The organism is Rhodococcus sp. 2H158, from assembly GCF_053764755.1.
The window spans coordinates 1-25416 of record NZ_JBSNCE010000006.1 but is presented as its reverse complement, the minus strand read 5'-3'; the positions used below and the strand labels follow the sequence as shown (position 1 = coordinate 25416).

Sequence of the window (25416 nt, the reverse complement as noted above, 5' to 3'; positions counted from 1 at the left end):
GAAATGACCGTCGCGCAGCTGCGCGAGTGGCTGCGGAACTGGATCGCCGAGGCTACCGGGCAACCGGTGGCGCAGATCTCCGACGATCGCCCGATGGAGGAGTTCGGCCTCTCGTCCCGCGACGCCGTGGCGCTCAGCGGCGAGGTCGAGGAACTGCTCGGCGTCACCCTCACCGCCACGATCGCCTACCAGCACCCCACCATCGCGTCGCTGGCCACGCGCATCATCGAGGGCGAACCCGAGCTCCCGGAGGGCGACGACAGCGCCTTCTACGCCGCCGGTCCGGCCGGCAGGACGCACGACGTCGCGATCGTCGGTCTCGCCGCCCGGCTGCCCGGGCACGTGAGCACCCCCGCGGAGATGTGGGAGCTGCTCACCCAGGGCCGCGACGGCATCACCGACCTCCCCGAGGGTCGGTGGTCCGAATTCGCCGACGATCCGCAGATCTCGTCGGCCATCGCCGCAGCCAACACCCGCGGCGGCTACCTCGACGACGTCAAGGGCTTCGACGCCGAGTTCTTCGCGATGTCGCCGCGCGAGGTCGAGATGGTCGACCCGCAGCAGCGCCTCGCCCTCGAACTCACCTGGGAGGCGCTCGAGCACGCCCACATCCCGGCCAGCGACCTCAAGGGCCGCCCGGTCGGCGTGTTCATCGGCAGCTCCGCCAACGACTACCAGCTCCTCGCGGTGAGCGACCCGTCCGCCGCGCACCCGTACGCCCTGACCGGCACGGCCACGTCGATCGTGGCCAACCGGGTCTCGTACTTCTTCGACTTCCGCGGCCCGTCCGTCGCCCTGGACACCGCATGCTCGTCGTCGCTCGTGGCCGTGCACCAGGCGGTGCGCGCCCTGCGCGACGGCGACGCCGACGTGGCGCTGGCCGGTGGCGTGAACATGCTCGTCGCGCCCGCCGCGACCCTCGGCTTCGACCAGCTCGGTGTGCAGGCCCCCGACGGCCGCATCAAGGCGTTCTCGGCCGACGCCGACGGCATGGTCCGCGCCGAGGGCGGCGGCCTCGTCGTGCTCAAGCGGCTCGAGGACGCCGAACGAGACGGCGACACCGTGCTCGCCGTCATCGCCGGTTCCGCCGTCAACCAGGACGGCCGCTCCAACGGCCTGGCGGCCCCGAACCCGGAGGCCCAGGTCGACGTGCTGCGCCGCGCCTACCGGGACGCGCGCATCCTTCCGTCCGGCGTCGACTACATCGAGGCCCACGGCACCGGAACCGTGCTCGGCGACCCGATCGAGGCGGACGCCCTCGGCCGCGTCGTCGGCCGCGGCCGCGACGCCGACAAGCCGGTGCTGCTGGGCTCGGCGAAGACCAACTTCGGCCACCTCGAGGCGGCCGCCGGCGCGGCGGGCCTGATCAAGGTGGTCCTCGCCATGCAGGAGAACCACCTGCCGGCGACGCTGAACTACACCGCGCCGAACCCGTACATCCCGTTCGAGCAGGCCCGCCTGAAGGTCATCCCCGAGGGCGCCGAGTGGCCGCGCTACACCGGCAAGGCGATCGCCGGCGTCTCCGGCTTCGGCTTCGGCGGCACCAACGCGCACGTCGTGGTCCGCGAGTACACCGGACCCGAAGCGGACGCGGAGTCGAGCGAACGTATCGTTCCGTCGGCTGAAGGAGCTGAAGGGCACATTCGCTCGGAGCAGGGCGAGGAGCACCCGGTGCTGCTCGCGGTGTCCGCGGCGATGCCGTCGCGTCGTCGCCGGGCCGCCGCCGACCTCGCCGACTGGCTCGAGACCGAGGCCGGCAGCACCACGCCGCTCGCCGACGTCGCTCGCACCCTTTCCCGCCGCAACCACGGCCGCTCACGCGCCGTCGTGATCGCGAAGACGCGCGCCGAGGCCATCGCCGGGCTGCGCGCCGTCGCCGCCGGCAAGCCCGCGCAGGGCGTGTTCTCCGCCGACGCCCCCGCCGCCAACGGGCCGGTGTGGGTGCTGTCCGGTTTCGGCTCGCAGCACCGCAAGATGGCCAAGCAGCTGTACCTCGAGAGCCCGGTGTTCGCCGCGGCTGTCGACGAGATCGACGAGCTGATCGAGGACGAGGCCGGCTACTCCATGAAGGAGAAGTTCCTCGACGACGGCCAGGACTACGACGTCGAGACCTCGCAGGTCGGCATCTTCACCATCCAGGTCGCCCTCGCGAAGCTGCTGCGCCACCACGGCGCCGAGCCGTCCGCCGTCGTCGGCCACTCCATGGGCGAGGCCGCGGCCGCGTACATCTCGGGCGGTCTGTCGCTCGAGGACGCCGTCCGCGTCATCTGCGCCCGCTCCCGCCTGATGGGCGAGGCCGAGGCGCTGCTCGAGGGCGACGACATCCGGCTCATGGCGCTCGTCGAGTACAGCGCCGCGGAGATCGAGCTGGTCCTCACCGACTACCCGCACCTCGAGGTCTGCGTCTACGCCGCGCCGACGCACACCGTCATCGGCGGCCCGCAGGACGAGGTCAACGCGATCGTCGCGCGGGCGGAGTCGGAGGAGAAGCTCGCCCGCGTCCTGCAGACCAAGGGCGCGAGCCACACCTCGCAGGTGGATCCGCTGCTCGGCGAGCTCGCCGCCGAACTCGCCGGCATCGAGCCGCACAAGCCGAAGGTCGACGTGTACTCGTCGGTCGACCAGGACACCCACTACCGCGCCGGCCACGACCCCATCCACCAGGTCGAGTACTGGACCAAGGGCCTGCGGCACAGCGTGTACTTCACCAACGCGGTCAAGCTCGCCGTCACCGACGGGCACACCACGTTCGTCGAGCTGGCACCCAACCCCGTCGCGCTGATGTCCGTGGCCGCGACGGCGTACGCCGCCGGCGTGATCGACACCCAGCTGATCCAGACCCTCAAGCGCAAGGAGGACGAGCCGCTCGGCGTGCTCACCGCCCTCGCGCAGCTGTACGTGCACGGCCACTCCGTGGACCTGCGCAGCCTGCTCCCGGCCGGCGAGTACGCGGACCTGCCGCGGACGGTGTTCCTGCGCAAGCCGTTCTGGCTCGAGACCCGCATCGGGACCGGCGGCAACGCCCGCGTGCCCGGCGCGCACGTCGCGCTGCCCGACGGCCGGCACGTGTGGGAGGTGCGCGCCGACGCCGTCACCGACCTGGGCGAGCTCGTCGTCGCCGCCGCGTCGCAGACGCTCGCCGACGTCACCCTCACCGCGTCCGTCCCGCACGGCGACGTCCCCACCAGCGGCACCCTCACCACCACCCTGACCCGGCACCCCGGCGGCGCGTCGCTGCACGTGCACGGGCGCGACGCGGCGAGCGGCGAGTTCCGGTTGCTGTTCGACGCGGTCGTGGCCTCCGGCGAAGCGCTGCCCGCGCCCGCCGCGGTGCCCGCGCCGGCCGAGCGGTCCACCGGGCCGGTCGAGACGCTTCCCGAGGTGGTCGAGACCTTCGGCGACAAGTGGAACCCGACCGGGTCGCAGACCCTCGAGGATCGGCTGGCGCTGATCGTCGCCGAGTCGATGGGCTACGCGCCCGAGGACCTGCCCGTCGAGATCCCGCTGATCGAGCTGGGTCTGGACTCGCTCATGGCGGTGCGGATCAAGAACCGCGTCGAGTACGAGTTCGACATCCCGCAGCTGCAGCTCGCCGCGGTGAAGGACGCCAGCCTGCGCGACGTCGCGAAGTACCTGCGGTACGCCGTGGAGAACCGCGAGGAGGTCGCCGCCCTCGCCGCGCAGCAGGCCGCCGACCGCGAAACCGCCGAGCGGGAGGACACGACGCTCGAGCTGCCTGCGGTCTCGGCCGTGGAGGACACCGGGGTGGTGCACGAGGCGGAGGCGATCCTCGAGGCCGCTGAGGCCGGCAAGACCGGTGAGACCGCTGCGAGCACCGAAGCGGACAAGGACACCGACGTCACCGACCGGCAGGCGGTTGCGGAGGCATCCGGCACCGACGTGCCGCCGCGCGATGCCGCCGAGCGGCTCACGTTCGCGACCTGGGCGGTGATCACCGGACAGTCCGCGAAGGGCATCTTCAACACCCTGCCGATCCTCGACGACGAGACGGCCGAGCGCCTCGCGGCCCGGCTGACCGAGCGGGCGAACGGCGAGATCGCCGTCGACGACGTGCTCGACGCCGAGACCATCGAGCAGCTCGCCGAGAGCGTGCGCCGGCACCTGGAGTCGGCCGACCGCATCGACGGGTTCGTCCGTACGCTGCGCCCGCGCCCCGAGGGGTCGGACGCCGTCCCGGTGTTCGTGTTCCATCCGGCCGGCGGTTCCACCGTCGTGTACGAACCGCTGCTGCGCCGGCTGCCCGAGGGCACCCCGATGTACGGCTTCGAACGCACCGAGGGCCCGATCGAGAAGCGCGCCCAGGAATATCTCCCGCAGATCAAGGAGATCCAGGGCGACGGTCCGTACGTGCTGTACGGATGGTCGCTGGGCGGTGTGCTCGCCTACGCGGTCGCCAAGCTGCTGCGCGCGGAGGGCAAGGACGTGCGGCTCGTCGGCCTCATCGACACGGTCATGGCCGGGGAGAAGGTCGAGGACACCCCGGAGGAGATCACCAAGCGCTGGCAGCGGTACGCGAAGTTCGCGAAGAAGACCTACGGGGTCGACGCGCCGCTGCCGTACGACAAGCTCGCCGCGACGGACGACGAGGGCCAGGTGCGCATCCTCATGGATCTGCTCAGGATGAGCGGCACCAGGATCCCCGGCGGCATCATCGAGCACCAGCGCACGTCGTGGCTGGACAACCGGGCCATCCAGACCGCGAAGCTCGAGCCGTACGACGGCGACGTGGTGCTGTACATGGCGGACCGCTACCACGACGACGCCATCGAACTCGAGCCCGCGTTCGGAACCCGGCAGCCCGACGGCGGCTGGGGCGAGGCGGTCCGTAATCTGGAGGTCATCCATGTCGGCGGCGACCACCTCCAGGTGGTCGACGAGCCGTACATCGGGAAGGTGGGGGCCGACCTGACACGCAAGCTGGCCGACATCGAGGCCACGAGGAGCTGATCGAGTAGTGACCACGACGACGGCCGGGAAGCTGGCCGAGCTGCGCAAGAACCTCGCGATCGCGAAGGAACCGGCCGGGGAGGCCGCGATCGCCAAGCGCGCCGCCAAGGGCATCCCCAGTGCCCGGCAGCGCATCGACATGCTGCTCGACCCGGGCAGCTTCGTCGAGATCGGTGCGCTGATGAAGACGCCCGGCCGCGACGACGCCCTCTACGGTGACGGTGTCGTCGTCGGGCACGGCACCGTCGAGGGGCGGCCCGTCGCGGTCTTCTCGCACGACCAGACCGTGTTCGGCGGCAGCGTCGGCGAGATGTTCGGCCGCAAGGTCGCCGCGATCCTCGACTTCGCGCTGAAGATCGGCTGCCCCGTCATCGGCATCAACGACTCCGGCGGCGCCCGCGTGCAGGACGCCGTGACGTCGCTGGCGTGGTACGCCGAACTGGGCAAGCGGCACGAGCCGCTGTCCGGTCTGTGCCCGCAGGTGTCGATCATCCTCGGCAAGTGCGCCGGCGGCGCCGTGTACGCCCCCATCAACACCGACGTGGTCATCGCCACCGAGGAGGCGTACATGTTCGTCACCGGACCGGACGTCATCAAGTCCGTCACCGGTGAGGACGTCAGCCTCGAGGAACTCGGCAGCGCCCGTAAGCAGGCCGAGTACGGCAACGTGCACCACGTCGCGCCGGACGAGAAGGCCGCGTTCGAGTGGGCCCGCAAGTACCTGAGCTACATGCCGTCGAACGCGCAGGAGAAGCCCCCGATCGTCAACCCGGGGCTCGAGCCGGAGCTCACGCAGGACGATCTCGAGCTCGACACGTTCATGCCCGACGCCGACAACTCCGGCTACGACATGCACGACATCCTGCTCAAGATCTTCGACGACGGCGACTTCTTCGAGATCCGCTCGCAGGTCGCGCCGAACATCATCACCGGATTCGCCCGCGTCGACGGCCGGCCCGTCGGTGTCGTCGCCAACCAGCCGCTGTACCTGTCGGGGGCGCTCGACGCCGCCAGCTCGGACAAGGCCGCCCACTTCGTGCGGGTGTGCGACGCGTACGACATCCCGCTCGTGTTCGTCGTCGACACCCCGGGCTTCCTGCCGGGTGTGGAGCAGGAGAAGATCGGCGTCATCAAGCGCGGCGGCCGGTTCCTGTTCTCGTTCGTCGAGGCGTCGGTACCGAAGGTGACCGTGGTGGTGCGCAAGTCCTACGGCGGTGGCTACGCGGTGATGGGGTCGAAGCAGCTCGGTGCCGACGTGAACTTCGCCTGGCCCACCGCCCGGATCGCGGTGATGGGTGCCGAGAGTGCCGTCGCGGTGATCGGTCGCCGCCAGATCGAGGCCGCCGGTGACAACGCTCCCGCGGTGCGCCAGCAGCTGATCAACTTCTACAACGAGCACATCGCGACGCCGTACATCGCCGCCGAGCGCGGCTACATCGACGCGGTGATCGAGCCGCACACCACGCGCCTCGAGATCCGCAAGGCGCTGACGTTGCTGCGCGACAAGACGGTGTTCAAGAACCCGCGCAAGCACCACCTGCTTCCGCTCTAGTTCGTAACACCCGAATTCTGTTCGGGCGGGCCGAATGTCACATGCGTTCGATCGAGTCGACCTCATGTGACATTCGGCCGCGCCGCGGAGCCTACCGCACCCGCACATCGGGCCGCGGGCGTTCGAGGCCCTGCCGGCACGCCGCTGTCAGGTCGGCGAGTACGGTGGCAGGCTCGGTGCGGATCTGCCTCGGCAGGTGGGTGACGACGATGATCCCGTGCCGCTGCATGTTCGCTCGGCGGCGCATGGTCGCTTCATGTTCCTGAACGCCGAGATGGTGTGCCAGTGAGTCTATTTCCCATGCCACCGCCACCGAGTCGATCCAACCGTCCGGACGCGCGATCCAGGTTCCGTTCGAGGTCTCGATGTCGCGGTTGTGCACCATGGGCGGAAGATCACTGCCGCCGTAGACCTTCTGTGCTTCGATCTCCGCGACCGAGTGCGCGTCGTCGAAGAGTTCGCGGATCACCGTGCGAGGTATCGCAGTTCCCCGACAGCTCCCTTCGGCGAGTTCGTGGGCCAGTTGGTCCACGGTAACGTCCCCGCGTTGGATCGCAGCCGAGAACAGGCCGCGGCAGGCGTCCGCCCGTGATGTGCGGCGCCCGGCATCGAGCAGGCTGCGCGCCACGGGAGCGATGCGCAGCGTGCCTTTGTGCACGGGTTCGGGCACACGCCAGCTACGTTCGACGGTGACGAACGAGAAATTGCGCCGATGCCGATTCTGCGGAATGAGCAACAAGATTTCGCTCCTCGTTGAGGAGAGCGCGTATCCGTGCAGGCCGAGCGCGGCATGGCCCGAGATCACCGCCTCGTCGCCCCCGTACATCTGCGCCGCGGTCTGTCGGTGCAACTGCGTGAGTGGACCGTTGTGCAGCGCGACCACGCCGGGCAGAACCCGTTGCCACGGCCCGTCTTTCCGGCAGCGCCCGGAAATGGTGCTGCTGCTCATCCCGCGACGCAACAGCGTCGCTGTTCGGATGACACCGTTGACGCTCAGCGCGTGGAGTTTCTCGACGTCGTCGCCCCAAGTACCCCGTCTCATGCCGTCATGATCGCCGGGTACCCCCGCGAGCGCCGGGCGGAACGGGGCGGACGCGCGGATCTGTGGACGAACGATGCGGTTGTGGACAACCTCTTGAGAGAGGCCGAATGTGACATTGGTTCGATCCGATCGAACTGGTGTCACATTCGGCCCCGGCGGTCAGGGAACGACCCAGCTGCCCGACGCCGTGACCCAGGTCGTGCCGTCCGGGACGGTCACCGTCGCCCGCACCCGTCCGCGGCCGGTCTCGGCTCGACCGCTGAGGACCTGATCCTCGCCGATCTCGGGGAAGTCCGGTAGTTCGTTCACGCCCGTCGTGCCCGTGTCCTCGTTCACCCAGGTGACGAGGCAGAAGCACTTGACGCTCCCACCGAAGTGCGTGACGCCGGGCGTGTTGACGTTGGTGTAGACGTTCACGTAGTCGTGGACGAGCGCCTCGGTGGGAGCGGCGGATCCGGTTCCCACGCCGGTCGATCCGACGATCGGTCCCAACGTCGCCGCGTGAACGGTCTGCGCCGATGCGGCCGGCGCGTTCAGCAGCGCCAGGACCACAGCGGATGCGGCCACGGCGGTGGTCCGGGCGGCGAACTTCCTCGACATTCAGGTCCTTTCGTTGCCGGCCGTGCCCGCCGGCCGGATGTCACGTTCGGTCGATCGAAGCGAACCTATGTGACATTCGGCCGGAAGGCACGCGAGGCACGCGGACAGGCGTCGCGGACGGACCTACTCGTATACGCGCAGCGTGCCCGGATTCCACAGGCCGGAGCGCGTGACCGACTCGGTCTGCGGCTCGGCCAGCACCGCGTCCGGGTAGAACCGCACGTACCGCTCGAGCGAGCCCCAGTCGCGGGCCCAGTCGTCCTCGAGGTACGTGGGGATCTGCTCGGGACGGGCGAGGGCTTCGGTGAAGCCGAGGGGGCCGCCGTTGTCCGCGGATTGCCAAGTGTCGGTGGAGGATACGGCCAGCGGACGGTCCGGCAGGATGCGGTAGTTCGGCATCTCGGCGATGCCGTAGCGGTGGTCGAACGGGCGCTGGCACGGGAACTGCAGGCCGACCGCCCAGTCGAGCAGCACCGGCTGTTCCGAGCCGATCACGGTGCTGAGCGTGTCGAGCTTCGGCACGCGCGGCGGGGTGAACGCCAGCCACTGGTCGCCGGTGAGGTTGGGGTCGTTGGCGACGATGCGGACGGCGTCGGTGTCGGCGGGGAGCTCGGACAGCGGGATCCGCAGGTTCCGCCACGACGGTGCGGGCCCGATGTCGCGCGGCAGGTAGGTGCCCTGCGGCTCCACGGTGCCGTCGGGCAGGCGCCTGCCGTACTCGACGAGCAGCGATTGGCCGTAGGTGGTGGCGCCGGTGTCGTCGACGGACCAGATGCGGCCGGCCGCCGAGATGACGACGAGCGGCGCGTCGTCGCTGCGCTCGGGCAGCCCGTACCAGCTCGACGTGAGCAGCGCCGGTTCCTGCACACCCTCCTGGTAGCTGCCGAGCACCGGGGTGACGGCCGGGTCGAGGCCGAAGGGCAGCTTGGCCTCGGAGCCGTTGACGGTGCGGGCGCCGGTGCCGCCGGTGGTGCCGCCGCCGGCGCCGGTCTCGAACGTCGGCCCGACGCTCTGGTTGTCGGTGTTGCCCTGGCCGGGCTTGACCTCCACGTAGTCGGCGGTGAGGTCCGACGGGATGCCGTTGGGACTGAAGCCCTCGGGGGCGGCGCCGGCGAGGGCGTCGCCGTTCAGCGGCGGGTTGTCCGGGTCGACGATGGGCGCGAGCCGGCCGGAGTTCGGGTCCGATTCGACGAGTACGTCGTTCGCCAGGCCGCACGTCTGGCCCGTGAGCGCGCCGACGTTGGACCGGGCGAGCGAGTACGCCGGGTACTGCGACACCGCGCCCTTGAGCAGCGACAGCACCTCGAAGAGCACCATCGCTCCGGCGACGACGGTCAGGGGCGCCGCCGCGAACTTGCGGATCCGGCGGCCCTTGCGGGTCGTGGGCTTGGGCTGCGGCGGCGCGTAGCCCTCACGCAGGTACTGCCACGCGACGAGCCCGAGAGCGAGCCCGAAAAGGAGCAGGAACAACGAGCTGGACTGGTTGCCGCTCAGCGAGACGGTCTTGTCGAACCACGGGATGCCGTAGCTCGACACGTACCACCAGCCGTTGATACCCGCGAACGACACGGCCAGCACGAACAGCAGCCCGGCGAGGAAGATGGTGCGGTTGCGCCGCGACCGCAGCGCGCTCGCGGAGACGATGACCGCAGTGAGCGCGGCGAGGGAACCCGCGATGCCCGCGTACGCCCCGAAGTGGTGGGTCCACTTCGTGGGGTTGAACATCATGAAGAAGATCGTGCCGAAGACGATGCCGATCAGCCGCCACGACGGGCCCGTCGCGATGCCGGGGATGCGGCGGCGGCGCAGCAGCACCAGCAGCGACGTGAACAGGCACAGCAGCATGACGAGGAACGCGAACCGGCGGGCGAGCGAGCCGTCGACGGTCTGCACGAACAGGTAGTAGTAGCGGAGGAAGTCGTTCCACCACTCCTCGTTCGGGCCGATGATGGTGCGCACGCGGGTGGCCTCGAGCACCGCGGCGAGGGTCTGGTCGGAGAACACGACGACGAGCACGAGGGTGCCCGCGGCGGCGATCGGTGCGAGCAACGGCAGCGTCCCGACCTCGCGGTGGCGCCGCACGACGATGCGGGTCATGGGCCGGATGCCGGCGAGCAGGGCGGCCACACACATCAGGCCGGTCGGGGCGGCGGCGAGGGTGAACGCGCCGATCACGACGGCCGTCGCGGCCGGCAACAGCCGGGCGGTGGCGATCGCCCGTTCGATCGAGCACCACGTCAGCAGGGCGCCGAGCGCGACGATCGGCTCGGGGCGCAGGCCGTTGTTGTAGGGCAGCCAGAAGGCCAGGAACACCAGGCCGCCGGTCCACAGGGCGACGGTGTTGTGCCGGACGGCGCGGCCGAGACGTGGCACGACCTCGCGGCTGATCACCATCCAGCAGGTGATGCCGGCGAGCAGGGCGGGCAGCCGCATCCAGACGCTGGCGGTGGAGACCTCGGCGAACGCGGCGAGGACGTCGTAGTACCAGCCGAACGGGGCCTCGGGGACGCCGAACCAGCGGAAGTAGTTGGCCATATAGCCGGAGTGCTCGGAGACCCGGGCCATGGTCAGCAGGTAGCCGTCGTCGGAGGTGTTCGCACCGAAGAAATGCCAGCCGACGAGGGTGCCGACGACGACGGCGTCGACGCCGGTGAACTTCCACCAGTGCGACGGCAGGAAGCGGCGGTGCCCGCGGCCGTCGGTGCCGTCGAGCTTGGCGAGCGCGGCGACCGCCAGCGCGGTCGACAGCGTCGCCAGGATCATCGCGAGGAGCTTGACCAGCGTCGGCGACGACGAGAACCGGGAGTCGACGTCGACGGTCACCGACATGCCGGGCACCGGGGTGTCGAGGTCGCTGAACACGCCGACGACGAGGGGACGCAGGTCGCCGGTCAGCTCACCGGCGCGCGGGTTGCCGTTCTCGTCGCTGAGGCCGACGAACTCCGCGGTGGTGCGGTCGACGTCGGAGAAGATGCTGATCTCGGTGCACGCGGCGGACTCGACGTCGCTGCGCGGGGCGGTGGCCACGACGACGTTGCGGTCGAGGACGTCGACGTTCTCGGCGCCCACTCGCACGAACATCGCGTTGAGCGCGGCGCCCTCACCGCTTGCCGGTGCGGTCGCGAGGAGCAGGCCGCCGCCCGGGGGCATGCCGGCGACGGCGATGCACGGCACCGTCGCACTCAGCTGCCGCGGCACCTGCGACATGAGCGGCACCTCGACCGGCGCGGTCGAGCCGTTCTGCGGCCACGTGACGGTGGCTTCGGTGACCTTGACGGGCAGGAACGGGGTCGCGACGGCGAGGAGCACACCGAGCAGACCCGCGACCGTGGCGACGAGCCGGGCGGTGCGGTACTGGGCCCGCAGATCCCGGGCAACCGGCGGCCGGGGAACGGCTGCGGAGGGGGCGGGAACTGTGGTCACGTCGTCGGGCACGATTGTCGATGGTATCGGGCGCAGCTGAGTGGACGCACCGTCCCTACCACCGCGTAGGACCCTATTCACGCATTACGGGCACTCCGTCGCGGATCGGTCCGGGCGACCACCAGCCCCAGCGGACGACGTCCTCGGTGGCGATCTCCGCGGTCGTCGCGCCCGGGTCGATGGGCGCGTACCGCTCCAGCGAGCCCCAGTCGCGGTCCCAGTCGTGGTTCAGATAGGTGGGGATCGTCTCGGCGGTGAGCAGCAGCGGTATCCAGCCGAGCGGGCCGCCGCCGATGTCGTCCTGCCAGCCGTTGGTGGAGTCGGCGCCGACCCGGTCGGGCAGGATCCGGTACTCGGGGACCTCGGCGACGCCGTAGCGGTGATCGAACGGACGCTGGCAGGGGAACGCCAGGCCCACCGACCAGTCGAGCAGGACCGGGGCCGTGGAGCCGACGAGGGTGTTCAATGTCTCGAGGCGCGGCATCCGCGGCGGGGTGACGGCCACCCACTGGTCGGGTGCCAGGTTGCCGTCCGTCACCACCAGCCGGACCGCGTCGGCGTCGGCGGGAATCCGGTCGCTCGGCACCCGCAGGTTGCGCCACGACGGGGACGGCCCGATGTCGACGGGCGCGACGCGCGCCAGCGGCTCGACGTTCGAACCGCCGCCGGTTCGCCCGAACTCGAGCAGCACGTCCGCGCCCGGGGTGAGGACGCCGTCGGGGTCGACGTAGTGCACGCGGCCGGCGGCGGTGACGACCAGCAGCGGCGTGGCGTCGGTGCGTTCGGGCAGCGCGTACCAGCCGGACTCGAGGTCGGCTTCCTGCTGCGCCCCGGTGCGGTAGCTGCCGAGCACGGGGGTGCGGGCGGGGTCCAGGCCGAACGGCAGCGCGACGGTGCTGTCGTTGATGCCGGCGGCGCCGCGGCCGCCGCCGGTGCCCGCGCCGGTGGAGGTGGTGGTGCCGCCCCCGTCGGTGTCGACGGTGTTGGCGCCGCCCGTGGTGGAGATCTCCTCGTCGGCGGTGAGGTCGAGGGCGACGCCGTTCGGGGTGAAGCCGTCGGCGGTGCCGGCGCCGAGCGCATCGGCGACGTCGCCGTCGAGGGGGGTCAGCGCGGTGGCGCTGGGGTCGGTCTCGACGAGGACGTCGTCGGCGAGGCCGCAGCTGCTGCCGGTGAGGGCGGCCGCGTTGGAGCGGGCGATCGAGTACGCCGGGTACTGCGCGACCGCGCCCTTGACGAGCGAGAGCACCTCGAACAGGACGACACCCGCGGCGACGACGGTCAGCGGCGCCGAGGCGATCGCCCTGACCCGGCCGTTGCGGTCGGGTTTCGGGGTGGCGAACGGTTCGCGCAGGTGGAACCACGCGGCGACGGCCAGCGCGACGAGGGCCAGCGCGAGCAGGGCGGTGGAGAAGGCGCGTCCGGAGATGGACGGCGGCTTGTCCCACCACGGAATCCCGTAGCTGGAGACGTACCACCAGCCGTTGGAGCCGGTGAACGCCAGCGCCAGCACGAACAGCACCCCGGCGGTGAAGAGGGCGCGGTTGCGGGCGGAGCGGATGCCGACGGCGCCGACGCCGACCGCGGCGAGCGCGGCGACGGACCCGGCCAGTCCGGCGTACACGCCGAAGTGGTGGGTCCACTTGGTCGGGGTGAGCATCATCAGCAGCAGCGACGCGAAGACGATGCCGAGGATGCGGCGCGAGGGGCCGAGGGCGGTACCGGGGATGCGGCCTTTGCGCAGGATCAGCATCACGCACACCACCAGGCACAGCAGCATGACGAACACGCCGAAGCGGCGGCTGAGGGATCCGTCGGGGGAGACGGTCAGCAGCGCGTCCCAGCGCAGCCGTTCGTCGAACCAGGGCACGTTGGGTCCGACGGCGGAACGCACGCGCGTCGCCTCGAGCACCGAGGCGAGGGTCTGGTCGGCGAAGACGACGACGAGGACGACGGTGCCCGCGGCGAGGATGGCAGCCACGGGCGGGAGGATCCCGACGAGCCGGCGGCGACCGGCCAGCCGGACGACGACGGGCCGGGCTCCGGCGACGAGCGCGGCGACCGCGATGAGCCCGGTGGGGCCCGCGGCGAGGGAGAAGGCGGCGAGCAGCACGGCGATCGCGGCGGGCAGCATGCGGCCGGTGGCGACGGCGCGTTCGATCGAGCACCAGGTGAGCAGGGCGCCGAGCGCGATGATGGGCTCGGGCCGCAGGCCGTTGTCGTAGGGCAGCCAGAAGGCGAGGAACACCAGGCCCGCCGTCCACAGCGCGATGCGGTTGCGGCGGACGGCGACTCCGAGCCGGGGGATGACCTCGCGGCTGATGACCATCCAGCAGGCGACGGCGGCGAGCAGGGCGGGCAGCCGCATCCACACGCTGGCGGTGGAGACCTTCGCGAGCAGGACGAGCACGTCGTAGTACCAGCCGAACGGGGCCTCGGGGACGCCGAACCATCGGTAGTAGTTGGCCATGTAGCCGGCGCCGTCGGAGGCGCGGGCCATGCTGAGGATGTAGCCGTCGTCGGAGGTGTTGGCGCCGATGACGTGCCACAGCAGCAGCGTGCCGACGACGACCGCGTCCACCGCGGTGAACCGCCACCAGTGGGCGGGCAGGACCCGGCGGGCGCGGCGGTTGTCGACGCCGTCGAGCCGGTGCAGCGCCACGAGCGACAGCAGGGTCGCAAGGAGGCAGGCGACCATCGCGACGAGCTTGACCAGCGTCGGAGTGGAGGTGAACCGCGAGTCGAGGGCGGCGCGGACGGACAGCCGCTCGGCGTCCGGGCCGGAGTTGAGGGCCTCCACCGAGCCCTGCAGGTCGGAGTAGACCCCGACCATCTGCGGCCGGTGATCGCCGTCGAGCACCGCGACGTGGTGCCCGTCGTCGTGTTGCTCGAGGCCGACGATCTCGGCGGCGGTGCGGTCGGCGTTGGTGGCGACGGTGACGGCCGTGCACCGGTGCTCGTCGTCGATCGGTGCCGACACGACCACCGAGTTGCGCAGCACCACCTCCACGGTGGCGGAGCCACCGTCGGTGCCGGCGACGGTCCGGATCACGAGGGCGTTCTCGGTGGCGTCGGGGGCGCCCGGCGGCACGGTGGAGACCAGGGTGCCGCCGTCGTCGCCGAGCAGGGGGAAGGCCGAGCACGGCACGCTCGCCCGCAGTTCGAGGGGGGTGTAGGAGACGAGGGGCGCCTCGATGTTGGTCAGGTCGGTGCCCTGCGGCCAGCTGACGGTGGCGGCCTCCTGCCGGACCGGCAGGAACGGCACGGACAGGGCGAGCACCATGCCGAGCAGTCCGGTGACCGTCGCGACGATCCTGGCCGTGCGCACGCGGGCCTTCGTATCGGCGTAAGCGGGCGTTTCGGGCGAAAGGACATCGACGGGCACAAGGATCGATGCTAGGCGAGGGAGGGTGGCGCCGGGGGCGAGCACCTCCGGTCAGGAGGCGGCCCCGTGCTCGACGGGGTCGCCCGCCGGGTCGCCGGCCAGGTCGTCGAGGGAGAGCCCGAGGACCCGGGCGAGCGCGGTGACGGTGAAGAAGGCGGGCGTGGCGATGCGGCCGGTCTCGATCTTCCGGAGTGTCTCGACGGAGATGCCGGCGTCGCCGGCGACCGTTGCCATGCTGGCGGTGCCGCGCGCCGCGCGCAGACGTTCGCCGAGCCGCCGGCCGCGCTCGAGTTGGACCGGGGTCAGCGGTTCGCGCACCATGCTCGTATAGTAATACCGGTATTTCTATTGGGAGGCGACATGGTCGAACTGAAGACGCCCGGCGAGATCGAGGCGATGCGGGCCGCCGGCGCCGTGGTCGCGGACGCGCTCGCGGCCGTGCGGGCCCACGCGGCGATCGGGGTCTCCCTGAAGGAACTCGACGACGTCGCCGCCGCGGTCGTCCGCGACGCCGGCGCGACCTCCCCGTTCCTCGGCTACCACCCCGACTGGGCTCCGTCGCCGTTCCCCGGAGTCGTGTGCGCGAGCGTCGACGACGTCGTCGTCCACGGCATTCCCGGCGGCTACCGGTTGCGTGACGGCGATCTGGTGAGCATCGACTGCGGGGCCGTGCTCGACGGCTGGTGCGGGGACGCCGCCGTGAGCTTCATCGTCGGCGCCGCCGACCGCGAGGCCCTCGCCCTGATCGCCGCGACGGAGGAGGCCCTCGCGCGCGGCATCGCCGCCGCCCTGCCGGGCAACCGCCTCGGCGACATCGGCGCGGCGATCGGCGGATACGTCCGCTCCCGCGGCTACGGCATGCTCTCCGACCACGGTGGCCACGGCATCGGCCGCCGCATGCACGAGGACCCGCACGTGCCCAACGAGGGCCGGGTCGGGCGCGGGATGCGACTGCGGCCCGGGCTGGTGCTGGCCATCGAGCCGATGCTGCACGCCGGGGGCGGCGACGCGTACCGGCACGACCCGGACGGGTGGACGCTGCGCACCGCCGACGGCAGCCGGGCCGCGCACTGTGAGCACACCGTCGCGATCACCGAGGACGGACCGGTCGTCCTCACCCACCGCTGAGGACGGATCGATCCCCGGGTGCACCGGTCCGACCCGCGACGAAGCGACCCCGGTAGGCACTAGCATCGGCCTATGGCCAGGGCGACGGCGATCGGCGAGGCCCTGCGTGGCGCGGGCATCTCCGACGTGCTCGACGACACCACCACCCGGGCCCTGTACTCGTCCGACGCCTCCCTCTACCGGGTGCCCCCGCAGGCGGTGGTGCGGCCCCGTGAGATCGACGAGGTCGCCACCGTGCTCGAGGTGTGCCGCCGGCACGGCGTTCCGCTCACCTCGCGCGGCGGCGGAACCTCCGTCGCCGGCAACGCCGTCGGCCCCGGCGTCGTGCTCGACTTCAGCCGCCATCTCGGACGTGTCCTGCAGATCGACCCCGAGGCCCGTACCGCGACGGTGCAGCCCGGCGTCGTCCAGTCCGAACTGCAGCGCGCGGCCGCCCCGTACGGACTGCGCTTCGGGCCCGACCCGTCCACCCACAACCGCTGCACCGTCGGCGGGATGATCGGCAACAACGCCTGCGGTGCCCGCACCCTCGGCTACGGTCGCACGTCCGACAACGTCCTCGGCCTCGAGGTGCTCACCGGCGCGGGCCGGCACCTGTCGCTGCCCGACGACGCCCCCGTCCTGGAATCGCTGCGCCGGATCGTGCTCGACCACCTCGCCACCATCCGCACCGAGTTCGGCCGGTTCGGCCGGCAGGCGTCCGGTTACGCCCTCGAACACCTGTTGCCGGAGAACGGGTTCGACGTCCTGCGCTTCCTCGTCGGCAGCGAGGGCACGCTCGGCGTCGTCACCGAGGCGACGGTGCGGCTCGTCGCCGATCCCGCGGTGCGCGTCCTGGTGGCCCTCGGCTACCCCGACATCGCGACGGCCGGCGACGCCGCGCACGCGCTGCTCGGCTTCACCCCGACCGCGTGCGAGGGACTCGACTCGCGGATCGTCGACGTGGTGCGCGCGCGGCGCGGCCCGGCGGCGGTGCCGCCGCTGCCGCGCGGGGCGGCGTGGCTGTTCGTCGAACTGTCCGGCGACGACGCCGGCGAGGTGCTCGCCCGGGCGTCGTCTCTCGAACACGCCGTCTCGGCGGTGGATTCGCTGATCGTGACCGATCCGGGGAAGGCCGCGCAACTGTGGCGGATCCGGGAGGACGGGGCCGGGCTGTCCGGGCGCAGCCCCGCCGGGTTGCCCGCCCACTCCGGCTGGGAGGATGCCGCCGTCCCGCCGGAGCGGGTGGGAGAGTACCTGCGCGAGTTCGAGTTGCTGCTGACCCGCTACGGCGTCACCGGCTATCCGTACGGGCATTTCGCCGACGGCTGCATCCACATCCGCCTCGACGTGCCGCTCGGGATCCCGGGGATATTCCGCGAATTCCTCTTCGCGGCAGGCGAACTCGTGGCTTCGTTCGGGGGCTCGATGTCCGGTGAGCACGGCGACGGCCGGGCGCGCAGCGAACTGCTGCTCCTGATGTACTCGCCGACCGCGCTGCGGCTGTTCGGGGCGGTCAAGGCGGTGTTCGACCCCGAGGGCCTGCTCAATCCCGGCGTGCTCGTCGATCCCGTCCCCTCGGATCGGGACCTCAGAGTCCCGGCCGCGCAACGGGTCCAGGGCGGCCTGGCGTTCCGGTACACCGGCGACGGCGGCGACTTCACGCAGGCCGTGCACCGCTGCACCGGCGTCGGCAAGTGCCGCGCCGACACCGCCGGCCTCGGCGGGGTGATGTGCCCGTCGTACCTGGCGACGCGGGAGGAGAAGGATTCCACCCGCGGCCGGGCCCGGGTCCTGCAGGAGATGCTCAACGGCACTCTCGTCACCGGGTCCTGGCGCTCACCGGAGGTGCACGAGGCGCTCGAGCTGTGCCTGGCGTGCAAGGGCTGCGCCTCCGACTGTCCGACCGGTGTGGACATGGCCACCTTCAAATCCGAAGTGCTGCACCAGAGTTACCAGGGTCGCGTGCGGCCCGTCACGCACTACACCCTCGGGCGGCTGCCGCGCTGGGCGGCGCTGGCGAGCCGGGCGCCGCGCGCGGTGAACGCGCTGGGCAAGGTGCCGGGGGTGGCGGCCGCCGGGCTGACCCTCGCCGGAGTGGACCGGCGCCGCCGCGTGCCCGAGTTCGCGCCGCGCACGTTCCGCCGCTGGTTCGCAGACACGGCCGCCGAGCGTCGCACGGACGGCGAGCCCGTCCTGCTGTTCGTCGACACCTTCACCGAGTACTTCACCCCGGAGGTGGCGATCGCCGCGGTGCGGGTGCTCGAGGCCGCAGGCCGACGGGTGTGCGTGACCGACCGGCAACAGTGCTGCGGCCTGACGTGGATCACCACCGGTCAGCTGGATGCCGCCCGGAAGATCTTGGGCCGCACCCTCTCCGCCCTGTTCCCGGCCGGCATGCCGATCGTGGGGCTCGAACCGTCGTGCACCGCGGTCCTGCGCTCCGACGCCGTCGAGCTGCTCGGGTTCGAGCCGGCGCGCGTCGTCGCCGAGTCGACGGTGACGCTGGCCGAGCTGCTCGGCGACTGGGAGCCGCCGTCGCTGTCCGGGACGACGGTGGTGGCCCAACCGCACTGCCACCACCACGCCGTGATGGGGTGGGGCGCCGACGCCGCGCTGCTGCGCCGGGCCGGCGCGACGGTCACCCGGCTCGGCGGATGCTGCGGTCTCGCCGGCAACTTCGGCGTGGTGCCCGGGCACTACGACGTCTCCGTCGCCGTCGCCGGGCACCAGCTGCTGCCCGCGATCGCCGCCGCGGGCCCGGACGACGTCGTGCTCGCCGACGGCTACTCGTGCCGCACCCAGATCGCCGACCTCACCGACCGGCGAGGGGTACACCTCGCGCAGCTGCTCGCGTCCAGGCTGTGAGCCGACGATCCACAGCGGTGCCGGACATCACCCGCCTCGATCGTTGTGGGTGGCCGGGACGGGCTTGGATCCGGCACAGCGCAGCGCGATGAGTTTTTCCGGGCCGGCCGGTCAGTCCGTAGCGAGACCACCCCGCGACCCCAGGAGCCCGTCATGATCTCGACCACCACCCGCCCCACCGAGCGCACCACCGACCGGAAGTTCCGCATCGCCGGCCTCGTGCTCACCGGCCTCGTCGTGCTGTTCCTGCTGTTCGACGTCACGATCCACATCCTCAACGTCGACCAGGCCCGGGAGGCGATGATCGATCTGGGCTTCGACCCGGACCTCAACTACGTCATCGGCGTCGTCCTGCTGATGTGCCTGGCGCTGTACCTGGTCCCGGCCACCTCGATCCTCGGGGCGGTGCTGCTGACCGGGTACCTCGGCGGCGCCGTGGCGACGAACATGATGAACGAGATGCCGCTCTTCAGCACCATCCTCTTCCCGGTCTACGTCGGTGTCGTCGTGTGGGCCGGGCTGTACCTGCGCGATCCGGTGGTGCGGTCGGTGATGCCGCTGCGCCGCGCCTGAGCCCCCTCGCAACCGCTGCCGGTCGTCCGCGAACACCGTCGGGTTCGCGGACGACTGCGGCTATCCGGTGCGGGTGACGACGACGAACGGCCCGATCTCCGAGATCGTGAAGCGCGGATCGTCGAACAGTGACTTCGGGTACGTCACCGTGTAGCGGCGCACATTGGGGTCGTTGGGGTACACGTCCTCGGCGAGCCGGAGCGTGTAACCCTCGGCGCCCTGCCGGAACACGATCGCGTCGGGGCCCCGCCACGGCGACTCGTCCCACGCCGCGAGCAGCTCGTCGGCCGTCTCGAGCGACGCCCAGTCCTCGATCGCGGCGGCGCGAGCCTCGAAGTCCGCCAACGGATTCGCGTAGTGCGACGTCAGCGCCTGGAATCCGAGGTAGGGGTGGTAGGCGAGGAAGGTGGTGTCGGCGGTGAGGACGACGATCTCGTCGCGGGGCCGGTCCAGCGCCGCGGTGATCGCCTCGTCCAGCTCGGCGTAGTAGGCGCCGGCGCCGGGCGGACGCTGGTCGGCGCGTTCACCGTTGCCGTCGGTGTCGGTGTAGGCGACGGTGATCTCGCTCGCGAGGACCTGCGGGATGTTCTGGGTGAACGCGACCGCGCCCAGCGCGCCGACCGCGATCAGGGACCACCGCACCCGCTGGTTCTCGCTGGTGGACAGCACGATCCACCGGGTGAAGTCGACGAATGCGAACGTGCCGGCGGCCGCGAGCAGTACGAGCAGGATCACCTCGAGGCGGAAGGCGAGCAGGGTGTTGCCCAGCGCGGTCAGCGCCATCGACGCCAGGTACCACAGGTACACGGATACGACGCCGAGCCCGAGGGCCTGCGCGCGCCGCGACGACGTGGCCCGTCCGACCAGCCACACCGTGCCGAGCAGGCACAGCAGCCCGATCAGCGAACCGTGGAACATCGGCAGCGGCAGCCGGGCCCCGGTCTCGGGCAGATAGTGCGTCGCGGTGCCGGATCCGGCGGTGGACCCGCCCCGCAGCACCTCGAGCACGAACGGCGCCCACACGATCAGCGCGACGAGCGCCGCGATCGCACCGATCACCACGAATTGCACGAGCACCGGGACTACGGCGCGCCACGTGCCGGCCGCGCGTCGCGCCAGCACCGCCGCGACGACGGCCATCACGGTGACGGCGAACGCGGCGATGCCCAGGTAGAGCGTGTAGAACGTGGCCGCCAGCCCGAGGAACAGCCCGGTCCCGACGGCGGCTCCGCCGCCCGGTGCGCCCTTTGGGCTGCTCCAGCCGCCCAAAGGACGCACCGGGCGCGACAGCGCCCCCCACGCCATGACGAGGGCAGGGGCGAGCAGCAGCGCGATGACGGCGCCGTACGGCTCGGGGGAGCCGTAGGCGAGGACGACGGCGGTGGTCGCGGTGGCGACCAGCACGGCCAGATCGACCCGCACCAGCGCGGTCCACAACACGAGCGCGACGACGGCGGCGACGGCCAGCGACACGATCGACCACGGCTTGAACGCCTCCCAGCCGTCCATGCCGAGCAGGTTCGCGAAGCGGCCGCCCACCCAGAACCAGCCGGCGGGATAGAACGGCGGCAGGTCCGCGTACGTCATGTCCCGCAGGGCCGGGGAGTCGGTGAGCCGCGTCAGGTACTCGGTGCGGAACTCCTGGTCGACGGAGATGCCGTGCAGATAGAGCTTCGTCGCGGCCAGCGGCATCCCGAGGGTGACGGTGACCAGGCCCGACAGGCCGGCCCACGACAGCACCCGCGCGAACGGCGTCCACCGTCGCCGCCGGTGCAGCGCGACGGAGACGGCGAGCACGGCGAGCGCCCCCACCTGCAGCACCGTCGTGACGGCCTGCGTGACGTTCGACGAGTTGAAGGCGGGCCACTGCACGCGCGCGAACGCGAACAGGCCGACGGCGGCGACGATCGCGGCGACGAGAACCGCAGCGGCCCCCTCGCCGGCGGTGCGGAGCGCACGCCGGAAGGGGGCCACGTCGGAGGAGAGTACGGCTGGGTCGGACACCCCCGCAGCCTAGATCGGCAGCTTTCGGAAGATCGCGCGCGGGACGTGCCGCAGCACCATCATCACGTAGCGGAAGGCGCCCGGAGCCCACACGAGTTCCTTGCCCTTCTCGGACGCGGAGACGGCGAGCTTGGCGACGTCCTCCTTGTTCACCGTCAGCGGGGCTTCCTTCACCCCGGCGGACATGCGGGTGCGGACCTGCCCGGGCCGGATCACCAGGACGCGGGGGCCGTGCTCGCGCAGCGCCTCACCGAGCCCGAGGTAGAAGCCGTCGAGACCGGCCTTGGTGGAGCCGTACACGAAGTTGGAGCGGCGCACCCGCTCACCCGCGGCGGAGGACATGGCGATGATGCGGCCGTAGCCCTGCGCCTTCATCTTCTCGCCGACGAGCACGCCGACGGACACGGCCGCGGTGTAGTTGATCTCGGCGATCTGCACGGCCTTGGCCTGGTTCTGCCACAGCTCCTCGGCATCGCCGAGCAGTCCGAACGCGACGATCGCGACGTCGACATCCCCGTCCCCCCAGGCGCGGTCGATCACCTTCGGGTGGCTGCCGGTGTCGAGGGCGTCGAAGTCGATCAGGTCGACCTTGGTGGCCCCGGCGGCCTTCACCTGCGCGACGGCGTCGTCGCGCAGCGGGTCGTTCGGCAGCGCCGCGAGGATCACGCGGGCCGGCGCCCTGCGCAGGTACTCCTCGACGATGGCGAGGCCGATCTCGGACGTGCCACCGAGGAGCAGCAGGGTCTGGGGGTTGCCGACGGCGTTGATCATCAGTGGAGTTCCAACCTTCTGGACATATCGGAGGCGAACACGTTGGTGGGATCGACCGAGCGGCGGATCTTGATCCATTCGCCGATGCGCGGGTACATCGCGTGGAACGTCTCGGCGGAGGTGCGCGAGTCCTTGGCGGTGTAGAGGCGGCCGCCGAACTCGAGGACGCGGCGGTCGAGTTCGCGGACGAACTCGTTCAGGCCCGCCTTGATGGGGAAGTCGACGCAGATGTTCCACCCCGGGATCGGGAAGCTCAGCGGCGCCTTGTTGCCCGGGCCGAACAGCTTGAAGACGTTGAGGAACGAGTAGTGCCCCGACTTCTGGATGTCGACGATGATCCTCTTGAACTCCTCGACGGCCTCCGTCGGCACCACGAACTGGTACTGCAGGAAGCCGTTCGAACCGTAGGCGCGGTTCCACTCACCGAACATGTCGAGCGGGTGGTAGAACTGCGTCAGATTCTGGACCTTGCCGCGGTAGGTGCCGGACTTGCGGTACCACAGCTCGCCGACGGCGCTGAAGGTGTACTTGTTGGCCAGGCCGTTCGGGAAGATGTCCGGGAACGTCAGCAGCGTCGGCGCGTCGAACTTCAGCGGGTTCTTCTGCAGCTTCTTCGGCAGCTGGTCGAGCTTCGCGAGCGAACCGCGGGAGACCGCCGCGCGGCCGAGCTTCGGCGGCGGCGCGACCGCGTCGAACCAGGCGCTCGAGTAGTCGTAGTTCGCCTCGCTGCCGTCGCTGTGCAGCGCGATCGTCTCGTCGAGGGTGCTGGTGACGTCGCCGTCGGCGATGAAGTACGCCGTCTCGGTGGGCGTCATCTCGATCGTGGCGCGCAGGATGATGCCGGTCAGGCCCATGCCGCCGACCGTCGCCCAGAACAGCTTGGAGTTGCGCCCGTTCGGGGTGAGGGTGCGCACCTGACCGTCGGCCGTGAGCAGGTCCATCGACCGGACGTGGTTGCCGAAGCTGCCGGCGCTGTGGTGGTTCTTGCCGTGGATGTCCGCGCCGATGGCGCCGCCCACGGTCACCTGCCGGGTGCCCGGCAGCACCGGCACCCACAGGCCGAACGGCAGCGCCGCGCGCATCAACTGGTCCAGGTTGGCGCCCGCGTCGACGGTGACCAGACGCGATTCGCGGTCGATCGTGTGGATCCGGTCCAGCGCCGTCATGTCGACGACGAGCCCGCCCGCGTTCTGCGCCGGGTCACCGTACGAGCGGCCGAGGCCGCGAGCGATGACACCGCGGCGCAGATGCGACGGCTTGGACTCGTTCTGCTCCGCGACCCGGGTGACCGCCTGCGCGATCACCTCGACGTCGGGAGTGGACAGCACCTCCGCGGTGGTCGGGGCGGTGCGCCCCCAGCCGGTCAGAGTGCGGGTCTGGGTGGGGAGCGGCGCGGCGGCCGGCTCTGCAGCTGTCGTGGACATCGCCGTACAGGTTACCCGCCGGTCGCAGCAGCGAGAGTGTGTCGGTGGCGACGTCCCCGCCCCGGCGTCCGGATTGCCGGAACCGTCCCGGTGCGCGCCGTCGCGGAGCGGGGGCGCTCGCGCCGCTCGCATAGGCTGTCGCCGTGTCCGAGCACCCGCAGCACCCGCACTGGCAGACGCAACCGGAGCACCACGCCCCCCTGCCGGTGGAGATCCCCCTCACCGACAGCACCGCCGACGAGGCGCTCGACCTGAAGACGCAGATCGTGCGGTTCGTCCTCACCGGCGGGCTGTCCGCGATCGTGGACTTCGGTCTCTACGTGCTGCTGCTCGCCGTGGGGCTGCACGTCAACGTCGCGAAGTCGCTGTCGTTCGTCGCCGGCACCACCACCGCGTACCTGATCAACCGGCGCTGGACCTTCAGGGCGGAACCGAGCCGGGCCCGGTTCGTCGCGGTGGTGATCCTGTACGCCGTCACCTACGCCGTGCAGGTCGGCATCAACTACGTGCTGTACGACGCGCTGCCCGCCGAGTGGTGGCGCGTGCCGCTCGCGTTCGTCGTCGCGCAGGGCACGGCCACCGTCATCAACTTCGTGGTGCAGCGCGCCGTGATCTTCCGCCTGCGCTGACCGGTCGGCCGTGGGGGCGAGCGAATGTATCGCTCACCTCCGTGGTCCGACGAAATGGTCCGTTCGCTCGGGTCGTTCAGTCGTGCTTGGCGCGGCGGAAGGAGAAGTCCCGGTAGCCGAAGAAGCTCGCCGTCGCGGTCACGAAGGTGATCACGATCTGCGCGGGGATCGGGGGGAATCCGAAGACGGACACCGCCAGCGTCATGAGCGCGAGGTTCAGCAGGAACGCGCTCAGGTTGACGGTGACGAACCGCCACAGGTCACGCAGGAAGTGACCGCGCACGCGGAACACGAGGTAGCGGTAGGTGGAGAAGGCGCACAGCACGTTGGAGGCGTAGCCCGCCACGATCGCGAAGTGGTAGCCGAGGGTGTCGCCGACGGCGAGCTGCCACACGATGAACCATGCGGTGCCCAGCGCGGTGTTGAAGGCCCCCACCAGCAGGAACGCCACGGCCTGGTTCTTGAACAGGCGCATGAGCGGGCCCGGCGCCCCCGACATCCCGCCGGGTGCGCCGGCGGGTTCGGTGACGGGATCGGGGGAGGACACCGGCTGCGCGCTCACCCGAGGTACCGCGGCAGCGACCCGGCGGCGACGGCGTCGGCCAGGGAGGGGGCCGCCCGGTCCTTGGCGGAGAGCTGGTGGCGCAGCGGTTGCCCGTCGCGGCCGGTGGTGGGCCAGTCGATGCCGATCCGCGGGTCGAGGGGGTCGATCTCGTGTTCGCGGTCGGGGTTGTAGGTGGTCGAGCAGAGGTAGACGACGGTGGAGCCGTCGGCCAGGGAGAGGAAGGCGTGGCCGAGGCCTTCGGGGAGGTAGATCGCGCGGCGGTCGACGTCGTCGAGCAGCACCGAGTCCCACTGTCCGAAGGTGGGGGAGCCGACGCGCAGGTCGACGGCGACGTCGAGCACCGCGCCGGCCGGGCAGGTGACGTACTTGGCCTGCCCGGGGGGGACGTCGGCGTAGTGGATGCCGCGCAGCACCCCGGCGGCGGAGACCGAGCAGTTGGCCTGGGCGAGGTCGAGGGCGCGTCCGGCGGCGTCGGTGAAGGTGGGTTGTTTGAACCACTCGTAGAAGA

General features: G+C 71.2%; 16 protein-coding genes. 6 read left to right on the top strand and 10 right to left on the bottom strand.

The annotated features are described in order from the left end of the window. Nucleotides 1-3: 3 nt before the first annotated feature. Nucleotides 4-4968, top strand: coding sequence for a polyketide synthase Pks13 (pks13, locus tag ACWPOB_RS07110; protein ID WP_455400489.1), 4965 nt, complete (start codon nt 4-6; stop codon nt 4966-4968). Nucleotides 4969-4975: 7 nt separating this feature from the next. Beyond that, the gene (locus ACWPOB_RS07105; protein WP_455400350.1) at nt 4976-6520 is read left to right on the top strand and encodes an acyl-CoA carboxylase subunit beta; all 1545 of its coding nucleotides are present in this window, start codon (nt 4976-4978) and stop codon (nt 6518-6520) included. Between the two features lie 91 nt (nt 6521-6611). On the opposite strand, the gene ACWPOB_RS07100 is transcribed toward ACWPOB_RS07105, so the two are convergent. From ACWPOB_RS07100 to ACWPOB_RS07080, 5 genes are all read right to left on the bottom strand, one after another. Further along, entirely contained in the window at nt 6612-7562 is a 951-nt protein-coding gene (locus ACWPOB_RS07100; protein ID WP_455400488.1) for a hypothetical protein, read from the bottom strand. A 159-nt stretch (nt 7563-7721) separates the two neighbouring features. Then, nucleotides 7722-8162 carry a hypothetical protein gene (locus tag ACWPOB_RS07095; protein WP_455400349.1) on the bottom strand — a complete coding sequence of 147 codons (441 nt, stop codon included), beginning with the start codon at nt 8160-8162 and terminating at the stop codon, nt 7722-7724. Between the two features lie 123 nt (nt 8163-8285). After that, nucleotides 8286-11597 (bottom strand): arabinosyltransferase domain-containing protein, encoded by a 3312-nt coding sequence (locus ACWPOB_RS07090; protein WP_455400348.1) that lies wholly within the window; start codon nt 11595-11597, stop codon nt 8286-8288. A 61-nt stretch (nt 11598-11658) separates the two neighbouring features. After that, the gene (locus ACWPOB_RS07085) at nt 11659-14910 is read right to left on the bottom strand and encodes an arabinosyltransferase domain-containing protein (RefSeq protein WP_100056634.1); all 3252 of its coding nucleotides are present in this window, start codon (nt 14908-14910) and stop codon (nt 11659-11661) included. 108 nt (nt 14911-15018) lie between these two features. Continuing rightward, complete coding sequence (locus ACWPOB_RS07080) at nt 15019-15288, bottom strand: helix-turn-helix domain-containing protein (protein WP_029547035.1); 270 nt, start codon at nt 15286-15288, stop codon at nt 15019-15021. A 39-nt stretch (nt 15289-15327) separates the two neighbouring features. Between ACWPOB_RS07080 and map the strand changes: the two genes are divergently transcribed. From map to ACWPOB_RS07065, 3 genes are all read left to right on the top strand, one after another. Next, entirely contained in the window at nt 15328-16095 is a 768-nt protein-coding gene (map, locus tag ACWPOB_RS07075) for a type I methionyl aminopeptidase (protein WP_455400347.1), read from the top strand. A gap of 72 nt (nt 16096-16167) precedes the next feature. Further along, nucleotides 16168-18942: an FAD-binding and (Fe-S)-binding domain-containing protein gene (locus tag ACWPOB_RS07070; RefSeq protein WP_455400346.1), complete on the top strand. Its 2775-nt coding sequence runs from the start codon at nt 16168-16170 to the stop codon at nt 18940-18942. A gap of 153 nt (nt 18943-19095) precedes the next feature. Continuing rightward, nucleotides 19096-19515 carry a DoxX family protein gene (locus ACWPOB_RS07065; RefSeq protein WP_455400345.1) on the top strand — a complete coding sequence of 140 codons (420 nt, stop codon included), beginning with the start codon at nt 19096-19098 and terminating at the stop codon, nt 19513-19515. Between the two features lie 60 nt (nt 19516-19575). Here ACWPOB_RS07065 and ACWPOB_RS07060 read toward each other — a convergent pair whose 3' ends face one another. From ACWPOB_RS07060 to ACWPOB_RS07050, 3 genes are read right to left on the bottom strand one after another with little or no spacing between them, the layout of a single operon-like run. Further along, entirely contained in the window at nt 19576-21489 is a 1914-nt protein-coding gene (locus ACWPOB_RS07060; protein ID WP_455400487.1) for a galactan 5-O-arabinofuranosyltransferase, read from the bottom strand. A gap of 39 nt (nt 21490-21528) precedes the next feature. Continuing rightward, nucleotides 21529-22290, bottom strand: coding sequence for a decaprenylphospho-beta-D-erythro-pentofuranosid-2-ulose 2-reductase (locus tag ACWPOB_RS07055; RefSeq protein ID WP_100055752.1), 762 nt, complete (start codon nt 22288-22290; stop codon nt 21529-21531). Continuing rightward, nucleotides 22290-23714 (bottom strand): FAD-binding oxidoreductase, encoded by a 1425-nt coding sequence (locus tag ACWPOB_RS07050; protein WP_100055753.1) that lies wholly within the window; start codon nt 23712-23714, stop codon nt 22290-22292. Before ACWPOB_RS07050 ends, ACWPOB_RS07055 begins: the two co-directional genes overlap by 1 nt. 206 nt (nt 23715-23920) lie before the next feature. Between ACWPOB_RS07050 and ACWPOB_RS07045 the strand changes: the two genes are divergently transcribed. Continuing rightward, nucleotides 23921-24343: a GtrA family protein gene (locus tag ACWPOB_RS07045; protein WP_006932748.1), complete on the top strand. Its 423-nt coding sequence runs from the start codon at nt 23921-23923 to the stop codon at nt 24341-24343. Nucleotides 24344-24419: 76 nt separating this feature from the next. Here ACWPOB_RS07045 and ACWPOB_RS07040 read toward each other — a convergent pair whose 3' ends face one another. Both ACWPOB_RS07040 and ACWPOB_RS07035 read right to left on the bottom strand, forming a co-directional pair. Then, complete coding sequence (locus ACWPOB_RS07040) at nt 24420-24905, bottom strand: GtrA family protein (protein ID WP_100055754.1); 486 nt, start codon at nt 24903-24905, stop codon at nt 24420-24422. Then, the coding region (locus ACWPOB_RS07035; protein ID WP_455400344.1) for a dTDP-4-dehydrorhamnose 3,5-epimerase family protein at nt 24902-25416 on the bottom strand (515 nt) is incomplete at its 5' end. The genes ACWPOB_RS07040 and ACWPOB_RS07035, both read right to left, overlap by 4 nt.

Coding starts and splice junctions, on each gene's coding strand:
- pks13 (WP_455400489.1), top strand. CDS start 4: ATGACCGTCGCGCAGCTGCGCGAGTGGCTGCGGAACTGGATCGCCGAG.
- ACWPOB_RS07100 (WP_455400488.1), bottom strand. CDS start 7,562: ATGAGACGGGGTACTTGGGGCGACGACGTCGAGAAACTCCACGCGCTG.
- ACWPOB_RS07095 (WP_455400349.1), bottom strand. CDS start 8,162: ATGTCGAGGAAGTTCGCCGCCCGGACCACCGCCGTGGCCGCATCCGCT.
- ACWPOB_RS07080 (WP_029547035.1), bottom strand. CDS start 15,288: ATGGTGCGCGAACCGCTGACCCCGGTCCAACTCGAGCGCGGCCGGCGG.
- map (WP_455400347.1), top strand. CDS start 15,328: ATGGTCGAACTGAAGACGCCCGGCGAGATCGAGGCGATGCGGGCCGCC.
- ACWPOB_RS07070 (WP_455400346.1), top strand. CDS start 16,168: ATGGCCAGGGCGACGGCGATCGGCGAGGCCCTGCGTGGCGCGGGCATC.
- ACWPOB_RS07065 (WP_455400345.1), top strand. CDS start 19,096: ATGATCTCGACCACCACCCGCCCCACCGAGCGCACCACCGACCGGAAG.
- ACWPOB_RS07055 (WP_100055752.1), bottom strand. CDS start 22,290: ATGATCAACGCCGTCGGCAACCCCCAGACCCTGCTGCTCCTCGGTGGC.
- ACWPOB_RS07050 (WP_100055753.1), bottom strand. CDS start 23,714: ATGTCCACGACAGCTGCAGAGCCGGCCGCCGCGCCGCTCCCCACCCAG.